16 protein-coding genes are annotated in these 19,798 nt (G+C 71.5%); 9 read left to right on the top strand and 7 right to left on the bottom strand.

Annotated features, from left to right (window positions below; all coding sequences use genetic code 11):
• Positions 1–52: 52 nt before the first annotated feature.
• From ACZYRU_RS23435 to ACZYRU_RS23450, 4 genes are all read right to left on the bottom strand, one after another.
• Positions 53–1,345, bottom strand: a complete 1,293-nt coding sequence (locus tag ACZYRU_RS23435; RefSeq protein ID WP_488959513.1) for an ABC transporter permease — start codon at positions 1,343–1,345, stop codon at positions 53–55.
• Positions 1,342–2,556, bottom strand: coding sequence for an ABC transporter permease (locus tag ACZYRU_RS23440; protein ID WP_488959514.1), 1,215 nt, complete (start codon positions 2,554–2,556; stop codon positions 1,342–1,344). The genes ACZYRU_RS23435 and ACZYRU_RS23440 overlap by 4 nt, the downstream gene beginning before the upstream one ends.
• Positions 2,553–4,067: an ABC transporter ATP-binding protein gene (locus ACZYRU_RS23445; protein ID WP_488959515.1), complete on the bottom strand. Its 1,515-nt coding sequence runs from the start codon at positions 4,065–4,067 to the stop codon at positions 2,553–2,555. The genes ACZYRU_RS23440 and ACZYRU_RS23445 overlap by 4 nt, the downstream gene beginning before the upstream one ends.
• 142 nt (positions 4,068–4,209) lie before the next feature.
• Positions 4,210–5,301, bottom strand: coding sequence for a BMP family lipoprotein (locus ACZYRU_RS23450; RefSeq protein ID WP_488959516.1), 1,092 nt, complete (start codon positions 5,299–5,301; stop codon positions 4,210–4,212).
• Between the two features lie 153 nt (positions 5,302–5,454).
• Here ACZYRU_RS23450 and ACZYRU_RS23455 point away from each other — a divergent pair, with 153 nt between their 5' ends.
• Positions 5,455–5,913: a cytidine deaminase gene (locus ACZYRU_RS23455; protein ID WP_488959517.1), complete on the top strand. Its 459-nt coding sequence runs from the start codon at positions 5,455–5,457 to the stop codon at positions 5,911–5,913.
• A complete protein-coding gene (locus tag ACZYRU_RS23460) occupies positions 5,910–7,199 on the top strand; it encodes a thymidine phosphorylase (RefSeq protein ID WP_488959518.1) in 1,290 nt (429 codons plus the stop codon). Before ACZYRU_RS23455 ends, ACZYRU_RS23460 begins: the two co-directional genes overlap by 4 nt.
• Before the next feature lie 195 nt (positions 7,200–7,394).
• Here ACZYRU_RS23460 and ACZYRU_RS23465 read toward each other — a convergent pair whose 3' ends face one another.
• The 3 genes from ACZYRU_RS23465 to ACZYRU_RS23475 are packed head-to-tail and all read right to left on the bottom strand — an operon-like array spanning position 7,395 to position 11,049.
• The gene (locus tag ACZYRU_RS23465) at positions 7,395–8,801 is read right to left on the bottom strand and encodes a YlbE family protein (RefSeq protein WP_488959519.1); all 1,407 of its coding nucleotides are present in this window, start codon (positions 8,799–8,801) and stop codon (positions 7,395–7,397) included.
• Positions 8,798–10,273: an AllF/FdrA family protein gene (locus ACZYRU_RS23470; protein WP_488959520.1), complete on the bottom strand. Its 1,476-nt coding sequence runs from the start codon at positions 10,271–10,273 to the stop codon at positions 8,798–8,800. The genes ACZYRU_RS23465 and ACZYRU_RS23470 overlap by 4 nt, the downstream gene beginning before the upstream one ends.
• Positions 10,270–11,049 carry an oxamate carbamoyltransferase subunit AllH family protein gene (locus ACZYRU_RS23475; protein WP_488959521.1) on the bottom strand — a complete coding sequence of 260 codons (780 nt, stop codon included), beginning with the start codon at positions 11,047–11,049 and terminating at the stop codon, positions 10,270–10,272. The genes ACZYRU_RS23470 and ACZYRU_RS23475 overlap by 4 nt, the downstream gene beginning before the upstream one ends.
• Positions 11,050–11,168: 119 nt before the next feature.
• Here ACZYRU_RS23475 and ACZYRU_RS23480 point away from each other — a divergent pair, with 119 nt between their 5' ends.
• The 7 genes from ACZYRU_RS23480 to ACZYRU_RS23510 all read left to right on the top strand — a co-directional run bounded on the left by ACZYRU_RS23480 (position 11,169) and on the right by ACZYRU_RS23510 (position 19,661).
• Entirely contained in the window at positions 11,169–12,398 is a 1,230-nt protein-coding gene (locus ACZYRU_RS23480) for a PucR family transcriptional regulator (RefSeq protein WP_488959522.1), read from the top strand.
• 146 nt (positions 12,399–12,544) lie between these two features.
• Positions 12,545–13,909: a uracil-xanthine permease family protein gene (locus ACZYRU_RS23485; RefSeq protein WP_488959523.1), complete on the top strand. Its 1,365-nt coding sequence runs from the start codon at positions 12,545–12,547 to the stop codon at positions 13,907–13,909.
• On the top strand, positions 13,906–14,772 hold the full coding sequence (locus ACZYRU_RS23490) for an FAD binding domain-containing protein (RefSeq protein ID WP_488959524.1): 867 nt from the start codon (positions 13,906–13,908) through the stop codon (positions 14,770–14,772). Before ACZYRU_RS23485 ends, ACZYRU_RS23490 begins: the two co-directional genes overlap by 4 nt.
• A complete protein-coding gene (locus ACZYRU_RS23495) occupies positions 14,769–15,269 on the top strand; it encodes a (2Fe-2S)-binding protein (protein WP_488959525.1) in 501 nt (166 codons plus the stop codon). Before ACZYRU_RS23490 ends, ACZYRU_RS23495 begins: the two co-directional genes overlap by 4 nt.
• Positions 15,266–17,656 (top strand): aerobic carbon-monoxide dehydrogenase large subunit, encoded by a 2,391-nt coding sequence (gene cutA, locus ACZYRU_RS23500; protein WP_488959526.1) that lies wholly within the window; start codon positions 15,266–15,268, stop codon positions 17,654–17,656. Before ACZYRU_RS23495 ends, cutA begins: the two co-directional genes overlap by 4 nt.
• Entirely contained in the window at positions 17,653–18,279 is a 627-nt protein-coding gene (locus ACZYRU_RS23505) for an SRPBCC family protein (RefSeq protein WP_488959527.1), read from the top strand. The genes cutA and ACZYRU_RS23505 overlap by 4 nt, the downstream gene beginning before the upstream one ends.
• On the top strand, positions 18,276–19,661 hold the full coding sequence (locus ACZYRU_RS23510; protein WP_488959528.1) for an amidase: 1,386 nt from the start codon (positions 18,276–18,278) through the stop codon (positions 19,659–19,661). The genes ACZYRU_RS23505 and ACZYRU_RS23510 overlap by 4 nt, the downstream gene beginning before the upstream one ends.
• Positions 19,662–19,798: the final 137 nt, after the last annotated feature.

Consider the following 19,798-nt stretch of genomic DNA (forward strand, 5'->3'; position numbering starts at 1 on the left):
AGCGATGGAATCGCCGCTGAAGAGGCGATTCCCGCAGCGACGCCCCCGACCGCTAGCCCTTCCGGTACGGCACGCCGTCGGCGGCGGGGGCCCGCGAGGCACCCACCAGACCGGCGACGGCGACGATCGTGACGACGTACGGCAGCATCAGCATGAACTGGCTGGGCACCGGCGAGCCGATCACCGACAGCGCGAGCTGCAGGTTCGACGCGAAGCCGAACAGCAGCGCCGCGAGGGTCGCGCGGACCGGGTCCCAGCGGCCGAAGATGACGGCGGCGAGGGCGATGTAGCCGGCGCCGTCGGTCATCTCCTCGCCGAACTGCGGCACCGAGACCAGGGTGTACGTCGCGCCGCCGGCGCCGGCGACCAGGCCGGCGATCAGCAGCGTGGTGTAGCGGGTCCGGTTGACCTTGATGCCCACCGTGTCGGCCGCCTTCGGGTGCTCGCCGACCGCGCGGACCCGCAGGCCCCACTTGGTTCGGTAGAGCGCCCAGGCGACGACCGCGACGGCGACGTACATCAGGTAGACGAGGATCGTCTGCCGGAACAGCACCGGGCCGATGATCGGGATCTCGCCGAGGACGGGGATCGGCAGCCGCGAGAAGTGCTCGGGGGCGTTGAGCTTGTCGGGGTTCTCGGTGAGCACCTGGCCGTACAGGAAGCTGGTCAGGCCGATCACGAGCACGTTGAGCACGACGCCGACGATGACCTGGTCGACGAAGTAGGTGATCGCGAAGAAGCCGAGCACCAGCGCGACCAGCGCGCCGGCGACCATCGCGGCGACCAGGCCGCCCCACGGGGAGCCGACGAGGGTGCCGACCATGGCGGCGGCGAACGCGCCGAACAGCAGCTGGCCGTCGATGGCGATGTTGACGACGCCCGCGCGCTCGCCGAGGACGCCGCCGAGGGCACCGAAGACCAGCGGTACGGCCAGCGTGATCGAGCCACCCAGCAGGCCGATCACGGTCAGGCTGTCGCCGGCGGCCGCCCAGGTGAGGAACGCGGTGACCGCGAGGAAGGCGAACAGGCCGACCAGCCACAACGGCGTACGACGTCCGCGGCTGACCAGCAGCGCGGACGCCGCGGTGCACGCGGCGAGCAGCACGACCAGGGTCGCGACCGTCGCCGTGGACGGCAGGGTGATGTCGGGCAGGTCGAAGAAGTCGGTCTCCGCGGCCAGCTGGAACGTGGTGTCGCCCGACGGGGCGCCCAGCGCGACCAGCAGTGCCACGAGAATGGTGACGACGCCCAGCATGATCGGCGCCTTGAGCGCCGTGCGGAGGGGTACGGCGACCGGCTCCGCGGCATCGGCGGGGACCGGGACGGTCATCTTGGTGTCGCTCATGCCGTCGCCTCCTTCGGCAGCCGGAAGATAGCTCGCACCAACGGGGGAGCGGCGATGAACAGGACGATGAGCGACTGGATGACCAGCACGATCTCGACCGGGATGCCCTCGGCGGCGGCCATCGAGAAGCCACCGGCCTTGAGGCCGCCGAACAGGAGCCCGGCCGCGAGGATGCCGAGCGGACGGGACCGGCCGAGCAGCGCGACCGTGATCGCGTCGAAGCCGATGCCGGCGTCCATGTCGACGGTGACGCCGCTGGTCGTCGTACCGAGGATCTGGTTGACACCGGCCAGGCCGACCAGGCCACCGGCGATCAGCATGACGACCAGGTAGGTGCGACCGACGTCGATGCCGGCGGCGCGGGCGGCGTCGGGGTTCTCGCCGACGGCGCGGAACCGGAAGCCGAGCGCGGACTTGTTGAGCAGCCACCACACGACCGCGACCGCGACCAGCGCGAGCAGGAAGCCGGCGTGCAGGTTGAACCGGTCGCCGAGCAGCTTGGGCAGGATCGCCGACTCGGGCATCGCCTCGGACTTCGGGTTGAGCGAGCCCGGCGCCTGGAGCAGGCCCTGCTTGGAGAGGGCGTAGAAGACGAGGTAGTAGCCGACGTAGTTGAGCATGATCGTGACGATCACCTCGTGCGCGCCGCTCTGCGCCTTGAGGAAGCCGGCGATGCCGGCCCACAGCGCACCGGCCAGCGCACCGGCGAGGATCGCCAGCGGCAGGTGCAGCACGATCGGCAGGTCCGCGTTGACGCCGACCCAGCCGGCGGCGGCGCCGGCCAGCAGCATCTGGCCGCGGCCACCGATGTTGAACATGCCGGCGCGGAAGGCCAGGCCGACGCCCAGGCCGGCCAGGATCAGTGGGCCGGAGAACTTGAGGGTCTCGGTCAGCGGCCGGATCCGCCCCTGGAAGCCCTCCAGGTTCGTGTTGTAGATCGCGCCGCGGAACAGGGCCGTGTAGGCGTCGGAGATCGAGGTCCAGACCGCGCTGAAGAAGTCACCCGGCCGCGCTCCGATGTAACCGGCGGTCGAGCGGACGTTCTCGTCGGTCAGCAGGATCATCAGCGACCCGACGACCATGGCGAGGAGGACCGACAGCACGGCGACCATCGCGTTGCCCGCGACGATCTCGCGCAGCACGCCGTCGAAGCGCCCCCGCTGGCTGCCGCTCGGCTTCTCCTCGAACTCGGTCTGCATGTCGGTGCTCACGCGGCACCACCTTCCGGGCGCTCGCCGGCCATCATCAGGCCGAGGGTCTCGCGGGGGGTGTCGGCCGGGACGATGCCGACCACCTGCCCGCGGTAGAGGACCATGATCCGGTCCGAGAGGGCGACGATCTCGTCGAGCTCGGTGGAGACCAGGAGCACCGGTACGCCGGAGTCGCGGGTCGCCACCACCTGCTTGTGGATGAACTCGATCGAGCCGACGTCGACACCGCGGGTCGGCTGGGCGGCCACGAGGAGGTTGAGGTCGCGCGAGAGCTCGCGGGCGACCACGACCTTCTGCTGGTTGCCACCCGAGAGCTGGCTTGCCCTCGCCTGGATGCCGGACGCGCGGACGTCGTACTCGACCAGCTTCTGCTGGGCGAAGTCCTCGAGGAAGCCCGATCGGACGGTGCCGGCGGACACGAACGGCGTGCCGTGGCTGCGGTTGAGCATCAGGTTCTCGGCGATCGTGAACTCGCCGACCAGGCCGTCGATCTGGCGGTCCTCGGGGATGAAGCCGACGCCCGCGTCGAGGACCTTGCGCACCGACCTGCCGACCAGCTCGTGCTCGCCGAGCCGGATCGACCCGTGGACGTGCGCCTGCAGCCCCATGATCGCCTCGGTGAGCTCAGTCTGGCCGTTGCCCTGGACGCCGGCGACGCCGAGCACCTCGCCGCGCGCGATCGAGAAGCTGATGCCGTCGAGGTGACTGTGGCCGGAGTCGTCGGTGACCCGCAGGTCGCGGACGACGAACGCGTCGGGGCCGGGCTGGGCGGGCTCCTTGTGCACCGTCAGCTCGACGGGGCGGCCGACCATCAGCGCGGCCAGCTCGGCGTTGGTGGCGGTCGGGCTGGCCTCACCGACGACCGCGCCCCGGCGGATCACGGTGATCCGGTCGGCGATCGCGCGGACCTCGCGCAGCTTGTGGCTGATGAAGACGATGGCGGTGCCCGATGCGCGCAGCTGGCGCATGATCTCCATCAGCTCGTCGGTCTCCTGGGGCGTGAGCACCGCGGTCGGCTCGTCGAACACGAGCACGCGGGCGTCGCGGGAGAGCGCCTTGATGATCTCGACGCGCTGCTGGACGCCGACGGGCAGGGTCTCGACCAGGGCGTCGGGGTCGACGTCGAACCCGAACCGCTGGGAGATCTCCCGGACCCGCTGGCGTGCGGCGTCGATGTCGAGCGTGCCGGCGAAGCCGGTGCTCTCGTTGCCGAGCATGACGTTCTCGGCGACGGTGAAGACGGGAACCAGCATGAAGTGCTGGTGGACCATGCCGATGCCGGCGGCCATGGCGTCGCCGGGACCGGACATCTTGAGGGGCGCGCCGTCGAGGAAGATCTCGCCCTCGTCGGCCTGGTAGAGGCCGTAGAGGACGTTCATCAGCGTCGACTTGCCGGCGCCGTTCTCGCCGAGGAGGGCCAGGATCTCGCCCTCGTTGACGGTGAGGGAGATCCGGTCGTTGGCGACCAGGGGGCCGAAGCGCTTGGTGATGCCCCGGAGTTCGAGCGTCATGGAGGGATCCTCTCGGAGCGGACGTGCAGAAGCCAGCAAATGCACCGTGAACGCCTGGGCGTTTCCGGCGCGGAATGCGTCCGGGGGAGGTCGTTGCCGACCTCCCCCGGACCCTGCGTCAGTCAGCGCAGGTGAGCCGTCGTCACTTGTCGAGGTACGACGTCACCGGGATGCTGCCGTCGATGATGCCGGCCTTCACGGTGTCGAGCTCGCCCTGGAGCGAGGGGTTGACCTTGGACTCGAAGTTGTGGAACGGCGCCAGACCGACACCGTCGTTCTCGAGCGTCCCGACGTAGGCCTCGGGGTCGAAGTTGCCCTTGCCCGCGGCAACGACGGTCTCGATGGTCGAGGTCTTCATGTTCTTCAGGATCGAGGTGAGGACCAGGGCCTGCGTGTTGGGGTCGGTCTCGTAGAAGTCCGCGTCCACACCGACCAGCGCAACGTCCTTGCCGGAGTCCTTGATCGCGGTGAGCGCGCCCTGGTAGATCGGGCCACCGACCGGCAGGATCACGTCGGCGTTCTTGTCGAGGATCGACTTGGCGGTGTTGGTCGCCTTCTCGTTGGCGTCGAAGCCACCGGTGAAGACGCCCTTGTCGTTGCCCTCCCAGCCGATGAGCTTGACGTCCTTGCCCTTCTGCTTGTTGTAGTAGTCGACGCCCTGCTTGAAGCCGTCCATGAAGATCGTGACGGTCGGGAAGGGCTGGCCACCGTAGGTGCCGACGGTGCCGGTCTTGGTGTAGTCCGCCGCGGCGTAGCCGGCGAGGAACGCCGCCTGCGCGGTGTCGTACAGGATCGGCTTGATGTTGTCGGCGTCCTTCTTGCCGTCGAAGTCGTTGTCGGCGGCGTCGTCGATCAGGACGTACTCGATGTCGGGGTTCGCCTTCGCCGACTCGACGGTCGCGGCGGACAGCGCGAAGCCGACGGTCACGATCAGGTCGCAGCCCTGACCCACGAGGTTCTCGAGGTTCGGCGCGTAGTCCTGGTCGGTCTTCGACTGGACGTCCTTGTAGTCGGTGCCGAGCTCCTTGGCGGCCTCCTTGAGGCCCTCGTAGCTGAGCTGGTTGAACGACTTGTCGTCGAAGCCGCCCGCGTCGGAGACGATGCAGGGGAGGAAGTCGCTCTTCGCCGAGCCGCCCTTCTTGCCCTCGTCGGGAGCGTCGCCACATGCGGCCAGGGCCGCGCTCGCCATGAGCGCCACGGCCGCGGCGGCCGTCGTCCTCTTCCAGGTCTTCACAGATGTCCTCCAGATCGACGCCCGGCTCCAAGCGGCAGGGCAGGAATATTGCTTCTGGTACTCCGGGTGCATCCTCACCCAAGGAGGTCGATGCGGGAAGCGCATTCGTGGAAACGGTTATCAACTTGGGACATTTCCCGTCGAAACCTGCCCATGCGCAAGATCCTCGCGATCGTCTACCTTGGCCGGGTGGTCGACTGGGACACCCTCACGCAGGCGGCGAACGACATCGCCGCACGGGCCTATGCGCCGTACTCCGGCTACCGGGTGGGCGCTGCCGCGCTCGCCGACGACGGTCGCCTGTTGGTCGGCTGCAACGTCGAGAACGCGGCGTACGGCGTCACGCTGTGTGCCGAGTGCGGGCTCGTGTCGCAGCTGCACGCCACCGGCGGGGGCCGGCTGACCCACTTCGTGTGCGTCAACGGCGCCGGCGACGTGATCATGCCGTGCGGCCGCTGCCGCCAGCTGCTGTGGGAGAACGGCGGTGCTGCGCTCGAGGTGCTGACCCCGCAGGGAGTGCTGGCGATGGACGCCGTCCTGCCGCAGGCGTTCGGGCCGGCCGACCTGGAACGGGTCACGGGCGTGGACACGACTGGTACAAACGCCTCGTGAGCACGCACGATGCCGTCGAGGTCATCCACGCCAAGCGGGACGGAGGCACCCTGACCACCAGCCAGATCAACTGGATGGTCGATGCCTACACCCGAGCCGCCGTCGCCGACGAGCAGATGTCGTCGCTGCTGATGGCGATCCTCCTCAACGGCATGGACCGGCGCGAGATCGCCGACTGGACCGCGGCGATGATCGCCTCCGGTGAGCGGATGGACTTCTCCTCGCTGTCGCGCCCCACGGCCGACAAGCACTCCACGGGCGGCGTGGGCGACAAGATCACGCTGCCGCTGGCACCGCTGGTCGCGGCGTGCGGGGTCGCCGTACCCCAGCTGTCGGGGCGGGGACTGGGCCACACCGGCGGCACCCTCGACAAGCTCGAGTCGATCCCCGGCTGGCGCGCCCTGCTCTCCAACGAGGAGATGATCGCGCAGCTCGAGTCGGTCGGCGCGGTGATCTGCGCGGCCGGTGACGGCCTCGCGCCCGCCGACAAGAAGCTCTACGCCCTGCGCGACGTCACCGGCACCGTCGAGGCGATCCCGCTGATCGCCTCGTCGATCATGAGCAAGAAGATCGCCGAGGGCACCGGCGCGCTGGTGCTCGACGTCAAGGTCGGCTCGGGCGCGTTCATGAAGGACGTCGACAGGGCACGTGAGCTCGCCGAGGTGATGGTCGCGCTCGGCAAGGACGCCGGAGTCACCACCGTCGCGCTGCTCACCGACATGTCGGTGCCGCTCGGCTACACCGCCGGCAACGCGATCGAGGTCGCGGAGTCGGTCGAGGTGCTCGCCGGCGGGGGACCGGCAGACGTGGTCGAGCTGACCCTCGCCCTGGCCCGCGAGATGCTCGCCGGCGCCGGGCGCGGCGACGTCGACCCCGCCGACAAGCTGGCCGACGGCTCCGCGATGGACGCCTGGCGACGGATGATCCAGGCCCAGGGCGGCGATCCGTCGGCTGAGCTGCCGGTGGCGCGTGAGCAGCACGTGGTCGTGGCGTCTGCCGACGGCGTGCTGACCCGCCTCGACGCGCTCGCCGTGGGTGTCGCCGCCTGGCGCCTCGGCGCCGGCCGCGAGCGCAAGGAGGACCCGGTGCAGGCCGGTGCCGGCGTCGTCTGGCACGCCCGCCCCGGAGACGTGGTGCGTGCGGGGGAGCCGCTGTTCACGTTGCACACCGACACGCCTGAGCGCTTCGAGCGGGCGCTCGCCTCGCTGGAGGGTGGCTACGACATCGCGGCCCCCGGCACGGCGTACACCCCCGGGCCGCTCGTCATCGAGGCCGTCCGCGGGTGAGCTTGCGAACCCGCGGTCAGCGGCCGAAGGTCGAGGAGCGTCGGCGAGCTCGCGCTGCGAAGCAAGCGAGGTCGTGACGCGTCACGAGACCACCCCACGTGATGCCGGGACTGTCCACGAAGAGTCCCGGCATCACCGCTAGGCGTCTCGATACGCCGCTCGCTGGCGCTCGCGGCTACTCGACGAGCTCGGTCGTCACCTGCGCGCCCGGGCCCGCTCGGCCAGCTCGGTCAGTGCGGCCGGGAAGATCGACGCGGGCGGGGTGACCAGGCCGGCGCCGACCTGGCCGACGCCGGCGACCTTGCCGGCCATGCCGGTGTTGATCTGCGGCAGGATGCTGGTCCGGCACACCGCGGTGACGTCGATGCCGGTGGCGGCGCCGGCGAAGTCGAGGACCGGGATCGGCCAGCGGTTGTTCTCGCCGATGGTGATCTCGCGCATCCGGCGGCTGGTGGCCAGCGCGTCGGGGACGGTGCCGCCGACGAACCGCACGATGGCAGGGGCGGCGGCCATGGCGAAGCCGCCGATGCCGGCGGTCTCGGTGATGGCGGAGTCGCCGATGTCGGGGTTGGCGTCGTCCGGGCCGTAGTCGCCCAGGAACAGGCCGTCGGCGAGCTGGGCGGGGCCCGTGAACCACTGGTCACCGGTGCCGGAGACCTGGATGCCGAAGTCCGTGCCGTTGCGGGCCATGGCGACGACCATCGTCGAGCCCGGGATGTCGCGGGCGGCGTCGAGCGCGAGCTTGCAGGCGGGCATCGCGACGTTGAGGAAGAAGTGGTCGTTACCGCCCATGAACGAGAACGCCTCGGCGACCTCCTCCGACGACCGCGAGGAGCGGACCATCGAGGGCGCGATGTCGCGCAGCAGCATCAGGGTGCCGGCGCGGTTGCGGTTGTGCGCCTCGTCGCCCATCTGCAGCATCTGGCCGAGGATCGCGGTCGCGTCGACCGGACCGGCGGCGGAGACGGCCTCGCCGAGCAGCGGGCCGAGCACGTCGCGCATCCAGCGCAGCCGCTCGAGCACCTCGGGACCGTAGGCGCCGTACCGCAGCACCTTGCCGAGGCCCTCGTTCAGCGAGCAGTAGGTACGACGACCGGTCGCCGGGTCCTCGAGGACGAACATCCACATCGACGGCGAGACCACGCCGGCCATCGGGCCGACCGCGCTGCGGTGGTGGCACGGCTCCAGCGAGACGGACGACCCCGACGCGAACAGCGCCTCGGCGTCCTCCGGGTCCTCGACCAGGCCCTCGAAGGCGGCCGCGCCCATCAGCGCACCACGCAGGGGGCCCGACGCACGGGCCCACTCGATCGGCGGACCCGCGTGCAGGAACTGGCCCTTCTCGAGGCCGAGCAGCTCGGAGGCCGGCGCGACGCCGACGAGCATCGCCTGCACGTCGAGCATCCGGGAGACCGCGAGGGCGTTGGCGTCGCGGCGCAGCGGGTCGGCGGCGACGGTCGCGAGGTCGTCGGCGGTGCCGTCCATCGGCGGCTTCCAGTCGACCCGCTCGACCGGCACGGCCTGGTTGGCCACGGCAGTGGCGAACATGTCGGCGCCGACAGCGGCGACGGCGGTGGGAGCGGTGCTGGGCAGGGCGGTCATCGGGCGGCTCCGTTCACGAGGGCGATCGCGCGGCGGGTGGCCGCGGCGTTGGACAGGTGGACCTCGGCGCCGGCGGCGGCGAGCGCCTCGGCCTGACGGGTGAGGCCCTGCGGGTCGGTCGAGGTGCCGACGCAGGCGACGACGACGGGGACGTCGCGCACCGCGCGGGCCGCGGCGATCGCCGGGGCGAGCTCGGCGGCCGGGTCGTCCTGGGCACCGTGGCCGAGGACGACGTCCATCAGGATGACCGCGGTGTCGGGGTCAGCGGCCACCTTGGCGAGGTGCTCGAGGCGCAGCGTCGGGTCGATCATCGGGTGCGCGCGGCCGCGGGTGAGGCCGTCGTCGCCGAAGTCGATCATCACGTGGCCGTCGGCGACCAGGCTCGTGTCGAGCGCGAGCTCGGGCGAGAGCGGGATGTTGCTGCGGATGCCGCCGAGCTCGGCCGCGGCGATCAGCATGGCCTCGTCGCACAGGGTGCCGCCGACGAACAGGCCCCGCAGCGCGGTTCCCCCGTCGGGGGCGGGGACGGCGGGCGTGCCCCACACCGGCCACTCGGGTACGGCGACGCCGAGGTCGCCCAGCAGCGCCTCGGTCTGCGTGGTGAGGTCGGGCTGGCCCGCGCCGAGCAGCGCGAAGCGAACCGGGGTGCCGAGGTCGGCGGCGTACTTCTCGACGGCGGCGGCCACCTCGGCGGCCGGGGGCTTGGACACGACGACGACGTGCTCGACCGACGGGTCGGCGTCGAGGCGGTCCAGCGCGGTCCGGGTGGAGATGCCGCCGATCGCGGCGGACAGGTCGCGTCCGCCCACGCCGAGCGCGGCGGCGACGCCGACGCCCGCGGCGTCGAGGAGGGCCAGGACCTGCTGGCAGCCGGTGCCCGACGCGGCGACGATGCCGACCTGTCCCGGCGTGACGGTGTTGGCGAAGCCGAGGCCCACGCCGCCGACGACCGCCGTACCGCAGTCGGGGCCCATCACGAGCAGGCCGCGGTCGCGCGCGATCTGCTTCATCGCGAGCTCCTGCTCGACCGGCACGTTGTCGCTGAAGATCATCACGTCGACGCCGGCGTCGAGGGCGTCCATCGCCTCGACCAGTGCGGAGGCGCCGGGGACCGACACCAGGGCCAGGTCGCCGCCCGCGCGGCGCAGCGCGGACGCGGTGGTGCGCGGCGGCTCGGTGACCTCCCCGCCCGACGATCCCTTGCGGGCCGCGGCGAGCGCGGCGTCGACGGCGGCCAGCGCGGCGGGCAGCGCCGACTCGTCGTCGAGCCGCAGCGCCACGACCATGTCGTTGGTGCTGGTGGCGGGCAGCGTGAAGCCCATGCCCTGCAGCACCTCCACGTTCAGCTCGGTGGCCATCGCCACCTGGGCGGCGGCGACGCCGGGGGTGGCGGCGACGTCCCGGCTGACCTGCAGCAGCGCGACGCTGTCGGCGTAGGCACCGGGTCGGATCTCGACGTGCTGGTGCGTCATCGAGTGCTCCCTTCAAGGGCTTCGTTGGTGATTGCGGTCTGATCGATGGGGCGGGAGAGGGCGAGGTGGGCGCCGAGGAGCATCCCGGCGCCGGACGTGTGGCCGACGGCCATGAGTACGGCGACCGCGGCGGCGTCGCCGGTCGCGAGGACCGCGCGGAACGGCGCGATCGCCTCGCCGGCAGCCGCATGACGCAGCAGGGCCGCGGACAGGCTGGTGGTGCGGTGGAGATGGGCCTCGACGGCCTCGGCGACCGCCGAGGTGTCGCGGCCGGCCGCCCGGGACGCGACCAGCCAGCCGGCCAGCACGTCGTCGCCGACCGGGGTCAGCCCGTCGCCGCGCCCCACCAGCGCGGGTACGGCGGCCGGGTCGCCGGCGGCGAGCAGGTCGAGGGCGTCGGCCGGCAGCTGGTCGCTGGCGGGGGAGAGGTCGGCAGCGACCGGGGCGGGCACCGAGGTGAGGGGCGGAACGGAGAACGAGACCAGACGCGTCACCGAGACGGTCAGCGAGCTGAGGCGCAGGACGCCGTCGCCCACCACGACCGGGTCGCCCACGGCGACCCGGGGCAGGTCGGACAGCGCGGTCGCGATGGCGCACGGCACGTGCACCGCACCGTGGGCGACGACGCCGACGACAGTCCCGATCTCGCCGCCGAGGTCGGCGTACACCGCCTGCCGCCCGGCGTGCACGACCGATCCGGTCTGCGGCGGGCCCGCGAGCAGGGCACGCAGCGCCGCGGAACCGGCGCCTCCCGCGGCTGATTCGACCCTTTGCATTTCTGGGACGCTAACGGCTGGGTAAGGTGCATCGAATGGTGAGCATTGCCAACGTCCGGGCAGAAGTCGGGCAAGAGTTGATAGCCACCGCGGGGAGCGGTATCGCCGACGATGGCGTCATGGACACAGAGGAGCTGGCCGAGGCGCTCGCCCAGCTCGTGCTGGCGGGGGCCGACCTCGACGAGCTGGTGGCTGCGATCGGTGACGCCCTCGACGTGCACGTCGCGGTCACCACCACCGACGGCCGCGAGCGCGCGGCGCGCATCGACGACGCCATGCGCGAGCGGATCTCCGCCGCCGGGCTGACCGACGAGACCGGCCGGTTGCGGGTCGAGTGGCTGGGCGATCGGGGCGGCCACGAGGGCCAGCCGGTGGCCGGCGCCCACGTGCACCGCGAGCCGCTCGCCGCGCCCAACCAGGCCCTCGGCCACCTGGTCGCGGTCGCCGAGAACGGGATGGTGCCGCAGCAGGTCGTCGCGCTGCAGCGCGCGGCGACGGCGGTGTCGCTGTGGATCACCCGCGAGCAGGCCGTGTCCGCGGTGGAGAACAAGTACCGCGGTGACTTCCTGCGCGACGTCTTCCTCGGCCGCGCCGGCAGCGACGACTTCGTCCGCGAGCACGTCGTCGGCTTCGGCTGGGACCTGAGTCGCCCGACGGTCGTGCTCGCCGCGCAGATCGACCCGCAGCCGTCGTACCAGGCACCGGCCTCGGTCGAGGACCGGCGCCACTGGCAGGAGCGCTTCGCCAACGCCTGGCGCCAGGTCGCGGCCTCCGTCGACCGGGCCATCCCGATCGCCGACTTCGGCTCCGAGGTGGTGGCGGTGCTGCCGGCCGAGGACGCCGAGGCCACCGCGGCGCTCGTACGACGACTGGTCGTCGCCGTCGCCGGTGACAAGGGCGGCGGGCGCCGTCCGTTCACCGCAGGGGTCGGCCGCGTCACGTCGAGCCCGTCCGGGCTGCCGGACAGCTACACGCAGGCGCGGCGCGCGCTCGAGGTCGGCCGGAGGTTCCGGGGACCGAGCACGACCACCTGGTTCGACGACCTGGGCCTGCACCGGCTGATCGCGATGGTGCCCGACACGGAGGAGCTCCGCGCCTTCGCGCACGACGTGCTCGGCGAGCTGGCCGGGTCCTCCGAGGAGGCGGTGACCCTGCGCGAGACGCTGCAGGTCCTGCTCAACACGAACTTCAACGTGGCCGAGGCCGCGCGCACGCAGTTCTTCCACTACAACACGATGCGTTACCGGGTCGGGAAGCTCGAGCGGATGCTCGGACCGGTCGCGTCCGACCAGAACCTGCGCCTCGACGTCGCCGTCGCGCTGAAGGTGCTCGAAGTCGTCAGCCGGTGAATCGCGGGCAACTTCCGCCAGCAGTTCCCCGGGATCCTTTGGCGAATGTGGCCAGTGAGGTGTGATCTGGCCCTCAATAGGTTGGTGAGTCTCGGGAGCCCCATGCGGGACCAGTGAGCACAGCCCCAGATTCAGGAGGACACAGCATGTCGATGTTCAAGTGGGAGGTCGTGGACCCGGCGCCGGGACAACCGGTAGCGCCGAACCAGCGACTTCCGTGGGGTCGGACCGTAGGCCTGGGAGCACAACACGTCGTCGCCATGTTCGGCGCGACGTTCGTGTTCCCGATCGTGATGGGCCTCGACCCGAACCTCGCCATCATGTTCTCGGGTCTGTGCACGATCGGCTTCCTGCTGATCTGCAACAACAAGGTGCCGAGCTACCTCGGCACCAGCGCGTCCTTCGTCGCCGGTGTGGCCGCCATCCGCGTGCAGGGTGGTGACTCCGCCGACGTCACCGGCGCGATCATGGTCGCCGGACTGGTGCTCGCCGCGATCGGTGTCGCCGTCCACTTCGCCGGCGCCGGCCTGATCCACAAGATCCTGCCGCCGGCCGTCACCGGCGCGGTCGTCATGCTGATCGGCTTCAACCTGGCGCCCGTCGTGGCCGGCATCTACTGGCCCCAGGACCAGTGGATCGCGCTCGCCACCGCCGCGTTCATGGTCTGCGCCGCCGTGCTGCTGCCGGGCTTCTGGTCGCGGATCGCGGTCTTCCTGGCCCTGGTCTTCGGCTACGTCGTCTCCGTCCTCGCCGACAAGGTCTTCGGCGCGATCACCTCGGTGACCCCCGTGTCGGGCGGCCAGGCCGTCGAGCACGACCGCGTCTCGTGGGCCGGCGTGAAGGCGGCCGACTGGATCGGCTTCCCGAGCGGCAAGCTCGCCGACGGCGTCTCGGTCGTCCACGGCCCGAGCTTCTCGATGACCTTCATCCTGCTCGTCCTGCCCGGCGTCATCGCCCTCATCGCCGAGAACACCGGCCACGTGAAGGCCGTCGCCGAGATGACCGGCGACAACCTCGACCCCTACATGGGCCGTGCGATCGCCGCCGACGGTGCCGCCACCGCGTTCGCCAGCGTCTTCGGCGGCTCGCCGACCACGACGTACGCCGAGAACATCGGCGTCATGGGTGCGACCAAGGTCTACTCCACGGCGGCCTACTACGTCGCCGGCGCGGTCGCGATCCTGCTCGGCCTGTGCCCGAAGTTCGGCGCGATCGTCAACGCCACCCCGGGCGGCGTCCTCGGCGGCATCACCGTCGTGCTCTACGGCATGATCGGCCTGGTCGGCGCGAAGATCTGGGTCGAGAACAAGGTCGACTTCGGCAACCCGGTCAACATGGTCGGCCTCGCCGCCGGCCTGATCGCCGGCATCGGTGGCGTCACGCTCAAGATCACCGACGACTTCGAGCTCGGCGGCATCGCCCTCGGCACGATCCTCGTGATCGTCTTCTTCCACCTCGTGAAGGGACGCACCGCCGACGCGACTTCGGGAGAGGTGACCAAGAGGCTGTGAAGCCCGCACCGTTCGACTACGTCCGGCCGGGGACCCTGGAGGAAGCCCTCCAGGCCCTGGCCGGGCACCCGGAGGCCAAGGTCCTCGCCGGAGGACAGAGCCTCGTCCCGCTCCTCTCGATGCGGCTGGCCGCACCGGCAGTGCTGGTCGACATCAACGACCTGCCCGACCTGGACCACGTCCGGGTCACCGCCGATGGTGTCCGGATCGGCGCCCTCGCCCGGCACGCCGCGGTCCTCCGGGACCCCGACGTCGCCCGGGTGCAGCCGCTGGTGCCGCTCGCGCTGGCCAACGTCGCGCACGCGACGATCCGCAACCGCGGCACCACCGTCGGCTCGCTGGTCCACGCCGACGCGGCGGCCGAGATGCCGATGGTGCTGCGGCTGCTGGACGGCTCGCTCGACGTCGCCGGACCCGGCGGGCGTCGTACGATCCCGGTCGCGGAGCTGTACGTCGGCCCGCTCGAGTCCAGCCTCCACCACGACGAGATCGCGGTCGAGGCGTTCTTCCCGGCGCTCGCCCCCCACACCGGGGTGGCGTTCGAGGAGATCGCCCGCCGGCACGGCGACTACGCCATGTGCGGCGTCGCCGCCGTCGTCACCGTCGACGGGGACCGGGTGGTGTCGGCGAGGGCCGGCTACCTCTCCGTCTCCGACATCCCGACCGTGGTCGACCTGACCGAGGCGCTCGACGGATCGGTGGACGCCGCGGCCCTGGCCGCGGCCGCCGAGGCCGCGCTGGAGCAGCTCGACCCGGAGACCGACATCCACGCCACGGCCGACTACCGCGCGCACCTCGCCCGGGTGCTGACCGCACGGGTCGTGACCGCCGCCTACGAGAACGCACGGGAGGAGCGCTCGTGACCGAGCAGACCCACGAGATCCGGCTCAACGTCAACGGCGTCGAGCACGAGGCGGCCGTGCCCGCCCGGCGGCTGCTGTCCGACGCGCTGCGCCACGACCTCGGCCTGACCGGAACCCACGTCGGCTGCGAGCACGGCGTCTGCGGTGCGTGCACCGTGCTGGTCGACGGCCAGCCGATGCGCAGCTGCCTGATGTTCGCGGTCTCCGCCGCCGGCCACGAGATCACCACGGTCGAGGGCCTGGCCCGACCGGACGGCGAGCTCGGCCCGGTGCAGCAGGCGTTCCGCGAGTGCCACGGCCTGCAGTGCGGCTTCTGCACGCCGGGCTTCCTGACCACGATCACCGCCGGCATCGCCGAGAACCCCGACCCCACCGAGGACGAGGCGCGCGACATGGTCGCCGGCAACCTGTGCCGCTGCACGGGCTACCAGAACATCGTCAAGGCCGTCTGCCGCGCCGCCGAGCTGGCCCGCTCCGACGAGGGCGGTGCCGCATGACGACGAAGATGATGGGCGCCAAGGTCCAGCGCGTCGAGGACGACCGGCTGGTGCGCGGGACGGGACGGTACGTCGACGACGTGGCCCCCGACGCCCTGCACGCCGCGGTGCTCCGCAGCCCCCACGCCCATGCGCGGATCGTGTCGATCGACGTCGACGCCGTGCTGGACGTCGAGGGAGTGCACGCGGTGTGGACCCACGAGGACCTCGAGGGCGCGATGGCCGACCCGCTGCCGCTGCTCATCCCGCACCCGACGCTGACCCACGGCCGCACCCAGTACGCACTGGCCAAGGACGAGGTCAACTACGTCGGCGAGGCGATCGCGTTCGTCGTCGCCGACGACCGGTACGTCGCCGAGGACGCCCTCGCGCAGATCGTCGTCGAGTACGAGCTGCTGCCCGCCGTCGTCGGCATCGAGGCCGCCCGCTCGGGCGCGAACCTGGTCCACGACGACGTACCCGGCAACGTGGCCGCCCGGATGGAGCAGTCCAACGGCGACGCCGCCGCGGCCATCGCGGCTGCGCCCCACACGCTCTCGCTCGACCTGTTCATCGAGCGCAGCGCCTGCATGCCGATGGAGGGTCGCGGCACCGTCGCGCGCTGGGACCCGGACCAGAACCGGCTGCAGGTGTGGACCTCCACGCAGACCTCCACCGGCGTGCGCGCCGCGGTCGCGGCCAAGCTCGGCCTCGACCTCGGCCAGGTCGACGTCATCACGCCCGACGTGGGCGGCGGCTTCGGCGTCAAGATCGTGCACCCGTGGCCCGAGGAGCTGCTCGTCCCGCTCGCCGCGCAGAAGCTCGGCAAGGCCGTGAAGTTCACCGAGGACCGCCGCGAGCACTTCATCTCCTCCGCGCACGAGCGCGCCCAGGTGCACCACGTCGAGGTCGGCTTCGACGACGAGGGCCGGGTGCTCGGCCTGGACGTGCGGTTCTGGCACGACCACGGCGCGTACACGCCGTACGGCCTGATCGTCCCGATCATCACGTCCACCCAGCTGCTCGGGCCCTACAAGCCGGGCGCCTACCACGTGCAGTTCGACTCGCTCTACACGAACACCGTGATCGTCACGCCGTACCGCGGCGCCGGCCGGCCGCAGGGCTGCTTCGTGATGGAGCGGACCATGGACGCGATCGCCGCCGAGCTGGGTCTCGACCGCGCCGACGTGCGTGCCGCGAACTTCATCCAGCCCGACGAGTTCCCCTACGACCAGGGACTGATCTTCCAGGACGGTCGCGAGCTGAAGTACGACTCCGGCGACTACCCGGCCATGCTCACGAAGATCAAGGACCTGGTCGACTGGGACCACTTCGAGGACTTCCGCGCCGCGAAGGCGGCCGAGGGCAAGCGGGTCGGCCTCGGCCTGGCCTGCTACGTCGAGGGCACCGGCGTCGGTCCCTACGAGGGCGCCCACGTCCACATCGAGACCTCCGGCAAGGTCAAGGTCGCCACCGGCCTGACCTCGCAGGGCCAGGGCCACCAGACCGCGTTCGCGCAGATCGTCGCCGACGAGCTCGGCGTCCGGTTCGAGGACGTCGAGATCACCACCGGCGACACCCGCCGGATGCCGTACGCCGTGGGCACCTTCGCCTCCCGTGCGGCGGTGATGAGCGGCTCCGCCATCCATCTCGCAGCCAAGCGTGCGAAGGAGAAGGCGCTGCGGATCGCGGCCGACGCCCTCGAGGCCGACGTCGACGACCTCGAGATCGTCGACGGCGTCGTGAGCGTCAAGGGCACCGACAGCTCGATCCCGCTCGGCACCGTCGCGGTGCTGTCGAACCCGCTGCGCTACGCGTTCGACGAGGCGTCCAAGGCGGCCACGCAGTTCAACGTCGGCGACCCGACGAAGCCGCCGGTCGCCGAGGACGACGAGCCGGGCCTGGAGGGCAAGGACTTCTACTCGCCGCCGCGCTCGACCTTCGCCTCCGGCATGCACGCCGTGATCGTCGAGACCGACGTGGAGACCGCGGAGATCCGGATCCTCAAGTACGCCGTCGTCCACGACTGCGGGCACCTGATCAACCCGATGATCGTCGAGGGCCAGATCCACGGCGGTGTCGCGCAGGGTGTCGGCGGCGCGCTCTACGAGCGGATGGCGTACGACGAGTCCGGCCAGCTGCTCAACGCGTCCTTCATGGACTTCCTGATGCCGTACGTCACCGAGGTGCCGACCAGCATCGAGATCGACCACCTGGAGACCCCGTCTCCGCTCAACCCGCTCGGCATCAAGGGTGCCGGGGAGGCCGGCGTGATCCCCGGGTCCGCTGCCTTCGCCGCCGCCATCGAGGACGCCGAGCGGCTGCCCATCACCGTCATGCCCATCTCGCCGTCGGAGCTGTTCGCGCTCCGCCTGGCCCACGCCCCCCACGCTGAGGAGTCGAAGTGAAGATCTCCGGTCAGAACACCATCGCCGCACCCGTCGACAAGGTCTGGGAGGCGATCCTCGACCCGCGGGTCCTGGTCGCGACCATCCCCGGCTGCGAGCAGCTCGAGGCCACGGGCGAGAACGCCTACGCGATGACGGTCAGCGCCGGCGTCGCGGCGATCAAGGGGACCTACTCGGGCTCCTGCGTGCTCGAGGACCTGCGGGTCAACGACGGGCTGACCATGAAGCTCAAGGGCGCCGGTGCGCCCGGCACCATCGACGCGACGGTGCTGGTGACCTTCAAGGACGACGGCGGCCAGACGGTCCTGTCGTACGACGCCGACGCGGTCGTCGGCGGCATGATCGGCGGCGTCGGCCAGCGGATGCTGACCAGCGTCTCGCGGCGCATGGCCGCCGAGTTCTTCGGCAACGTCGAGAAGGTGATCGCCAACGGGCTGCCCGTGGCGGCTGCGTCGGCCGAGCCGACTGTGTCGGCCGACGGCGCTCCTGTCTTCGCGGCTCCGGCCAAGGCGTCCTCGGTCCCGTCCGTGGGCGGTGAGTCGTTCCTCATGGGCGTCGCCGTCGGCGGCGGCCTCGTGCTCGCCGGCGTGATCGTGGGCGGGCTGCTGGGCCGTCGGCGATGATCTCGCCGGACTCGACCGCCCGTGACCAGGTCGCGGCGGTGCGCCGGCGCGACATCTCCGCGCGTGAGCTCCTCGACCTGCACCTCGACCGGATCGCCGAGCGCAACCCCGAGCTGAACGCGATCGTCTCGCTCGACGAGGCGCGCGCCCGGTCGGGTGCCGCCGCGGCCGACGAGCTGCTCGCGTCGGGCGCCGATGTCGGACCGCTGCACGGGCTGCCGTTCGCGTTCAAGGACACCCACGCGGTGGGAGGCTGGCGCACGACGTACGGCTCCACGGTGATGGCCGACAACGTGCCGGATCGCGACGAGCTGATCGTCGAGCGGGTGCGCGCCGCGGGCGCCTTCACGATCGGCAAGACCAACGTGCCGGAGTTCGCGGCCGGGTCGCACACCTTCAACAAGGTCTTCGGCACCACGCTCAACCCGGTCGACCCCACGCGCTCCGCGGGCGGGTCCAGCGGGGGAGCGGCGTGCGCGCTGGCCGCGGGCATGGTCCCGCTCGCCGACGGTTCCGACATGGGCGGCTCGCTGCGCAACCCGGCGTCCTTCTGCGGGGTCGTCGGGATGCGGCCGAGTCTCGGGCGGGTGCCCGAGTGGCCGCTCTACAACCAGTGGGAGACCACGTCGGTCGGCGGCCCGATGGCCCGCAACGTGGGCGACCTGGCGCTGCTGCTGTCGGTCATGGCCGGCCCGGACCCCCGGGCCCCGCAGGCGCTGGGCTCGCCCGGCTCCACCTTCGCGTCACCGGCGGCCGCGTCGCTCGCCGGCCTGCGGGTCGCGCTCAGCGTGGACCTCGGGGGAGCGCTCGAGGTCGACCACGAGGTGGCCGCCGTCGTCGAGGCCGCCGGACGCGCCCTGGGCGCTGCCGGGGCCTCGGTGTCCGGTGCCGCGCCTGATCTCGGGCTCGCCGAGGACACCTTCCGCACCCTGCGGGCCTGGCACTTCCAGGCCAAGCTCGGCTCGTTGCTGGCGGCCCACCCCGACGACTTCAAGCCGTCGCTCGCCGACAACATCCGGTTGGGCGAGGCCCTGACGGGTGCCGACGTCGCGCGGGCCTACACGCAGCGGACCGCCCTGTCGGAGACCATGCGGTCCTTCTACGGCGACCACGACGTGCTGGTGCTGCCGGTCTCCCAGGTCCCGCCGTTCCCGGCGACCCAGGAGTTCCCGACCGAGATCAACGGCAAGCCGATGGCGACGTACCTCGACTGGATGCGGTCGGCGTACTTCATCACCGTCACGGGCTGTCCCGCCATCTCGGTGCCCTTCGGCACCACCTCCGCGGGGCTACCCGTCGGCGTGCAGATCGTCGCGCCGCACGGTGCGGACCTGCGGCTGCTCGAGGTCGCGCTGGCTGTTGAGGAGCTGGCTGGTCGCTAGCCCGTCGGCGCTCGCGGCGGTCCGCAAGTAACACGCCGTCCACCTGACTACCCGGCTGTTCTCAGCAGACAGAGGCCCGAAATCGGCGCTTTTCTGCTGACAGGCGCCAGGTAGTCGAGTGGACGGCGTGTTACTTT

The sequence above is a fragment of the Nocardioides sp. F233 genome, assembly GCF_057813895.1.

Coding starts and splice junctions, on each gene's coding strand:
- cutA (WP_488959526.1), top strand. CDS start 15,266: ATGACGACGAAGATGATGGGCGCCAAGGTCCAGCGCGTCGAGGACGAC.
- ACZYRU_RS23455 (WP_488959517.1), top strand. CDS start 5,455: ATGCGCAAGATCCTCGCGATCGTCTACCTTGGCCGGGTGGTCGACTGG.
- ACZYRU_RS23485 (WP_488959523.1), top strand. CDS start 12,545: ATGTCGATGTTCAAGTGGGAGGTCGTGGACCCGGCGCCGGGACAACCG.
- ACZYRU_RS23465 (WP_488959519.1), bottom strand. CDS start 8,801: ATGACCGCCCTGCCCAGCACCGCTCCCACCGCCGTCGCCGCTGTCGGC.
- ACZYRU_RS23435 (WP_488959513.1), bottom strand. CDS start 1,345: ATGAGCGACACCAAGATGACCGTCCCGGTCCCCGCCGATGCCGCGGAG.
- ACZYRU_RS23470 (WP_488959520.1), bottom strand. CDS start 10,273: ATGACGCACCAGCACGTCGAGATCCGACCCGGTGCCTACGCCGACAGC.
- ACZYRU_RS23445 (WP_488959515.1), bottom strand. CDS start 4,067: ATGACGCTCGAACTCCGGGGCATCACCAAGCGCTTCGGCCCCCTGGTC.
- ACZYRU_RS23510 (WP_488959528.1), top strand. CDS start 18,276: ATGATCTCGCCGGACTCGACCGCCCGTGACCAGGTCGCGGCGGTGCGC.
- ACZYRU_RS23480 (WP_488959522.1), top strand. CDS start 11,169: ATGGACACAGAGGAGCTGGCCGAGGCGCTCGCCCAGCTCGTGCTGGCG.
- ACZYRU_RS23475 (WP_488959521.1), bottom strand. CDS start 11,049: ATGCAAAGGGTCGAATCAGCCGCGGGAGGCGCCGGTTCCGCGGCGCTG.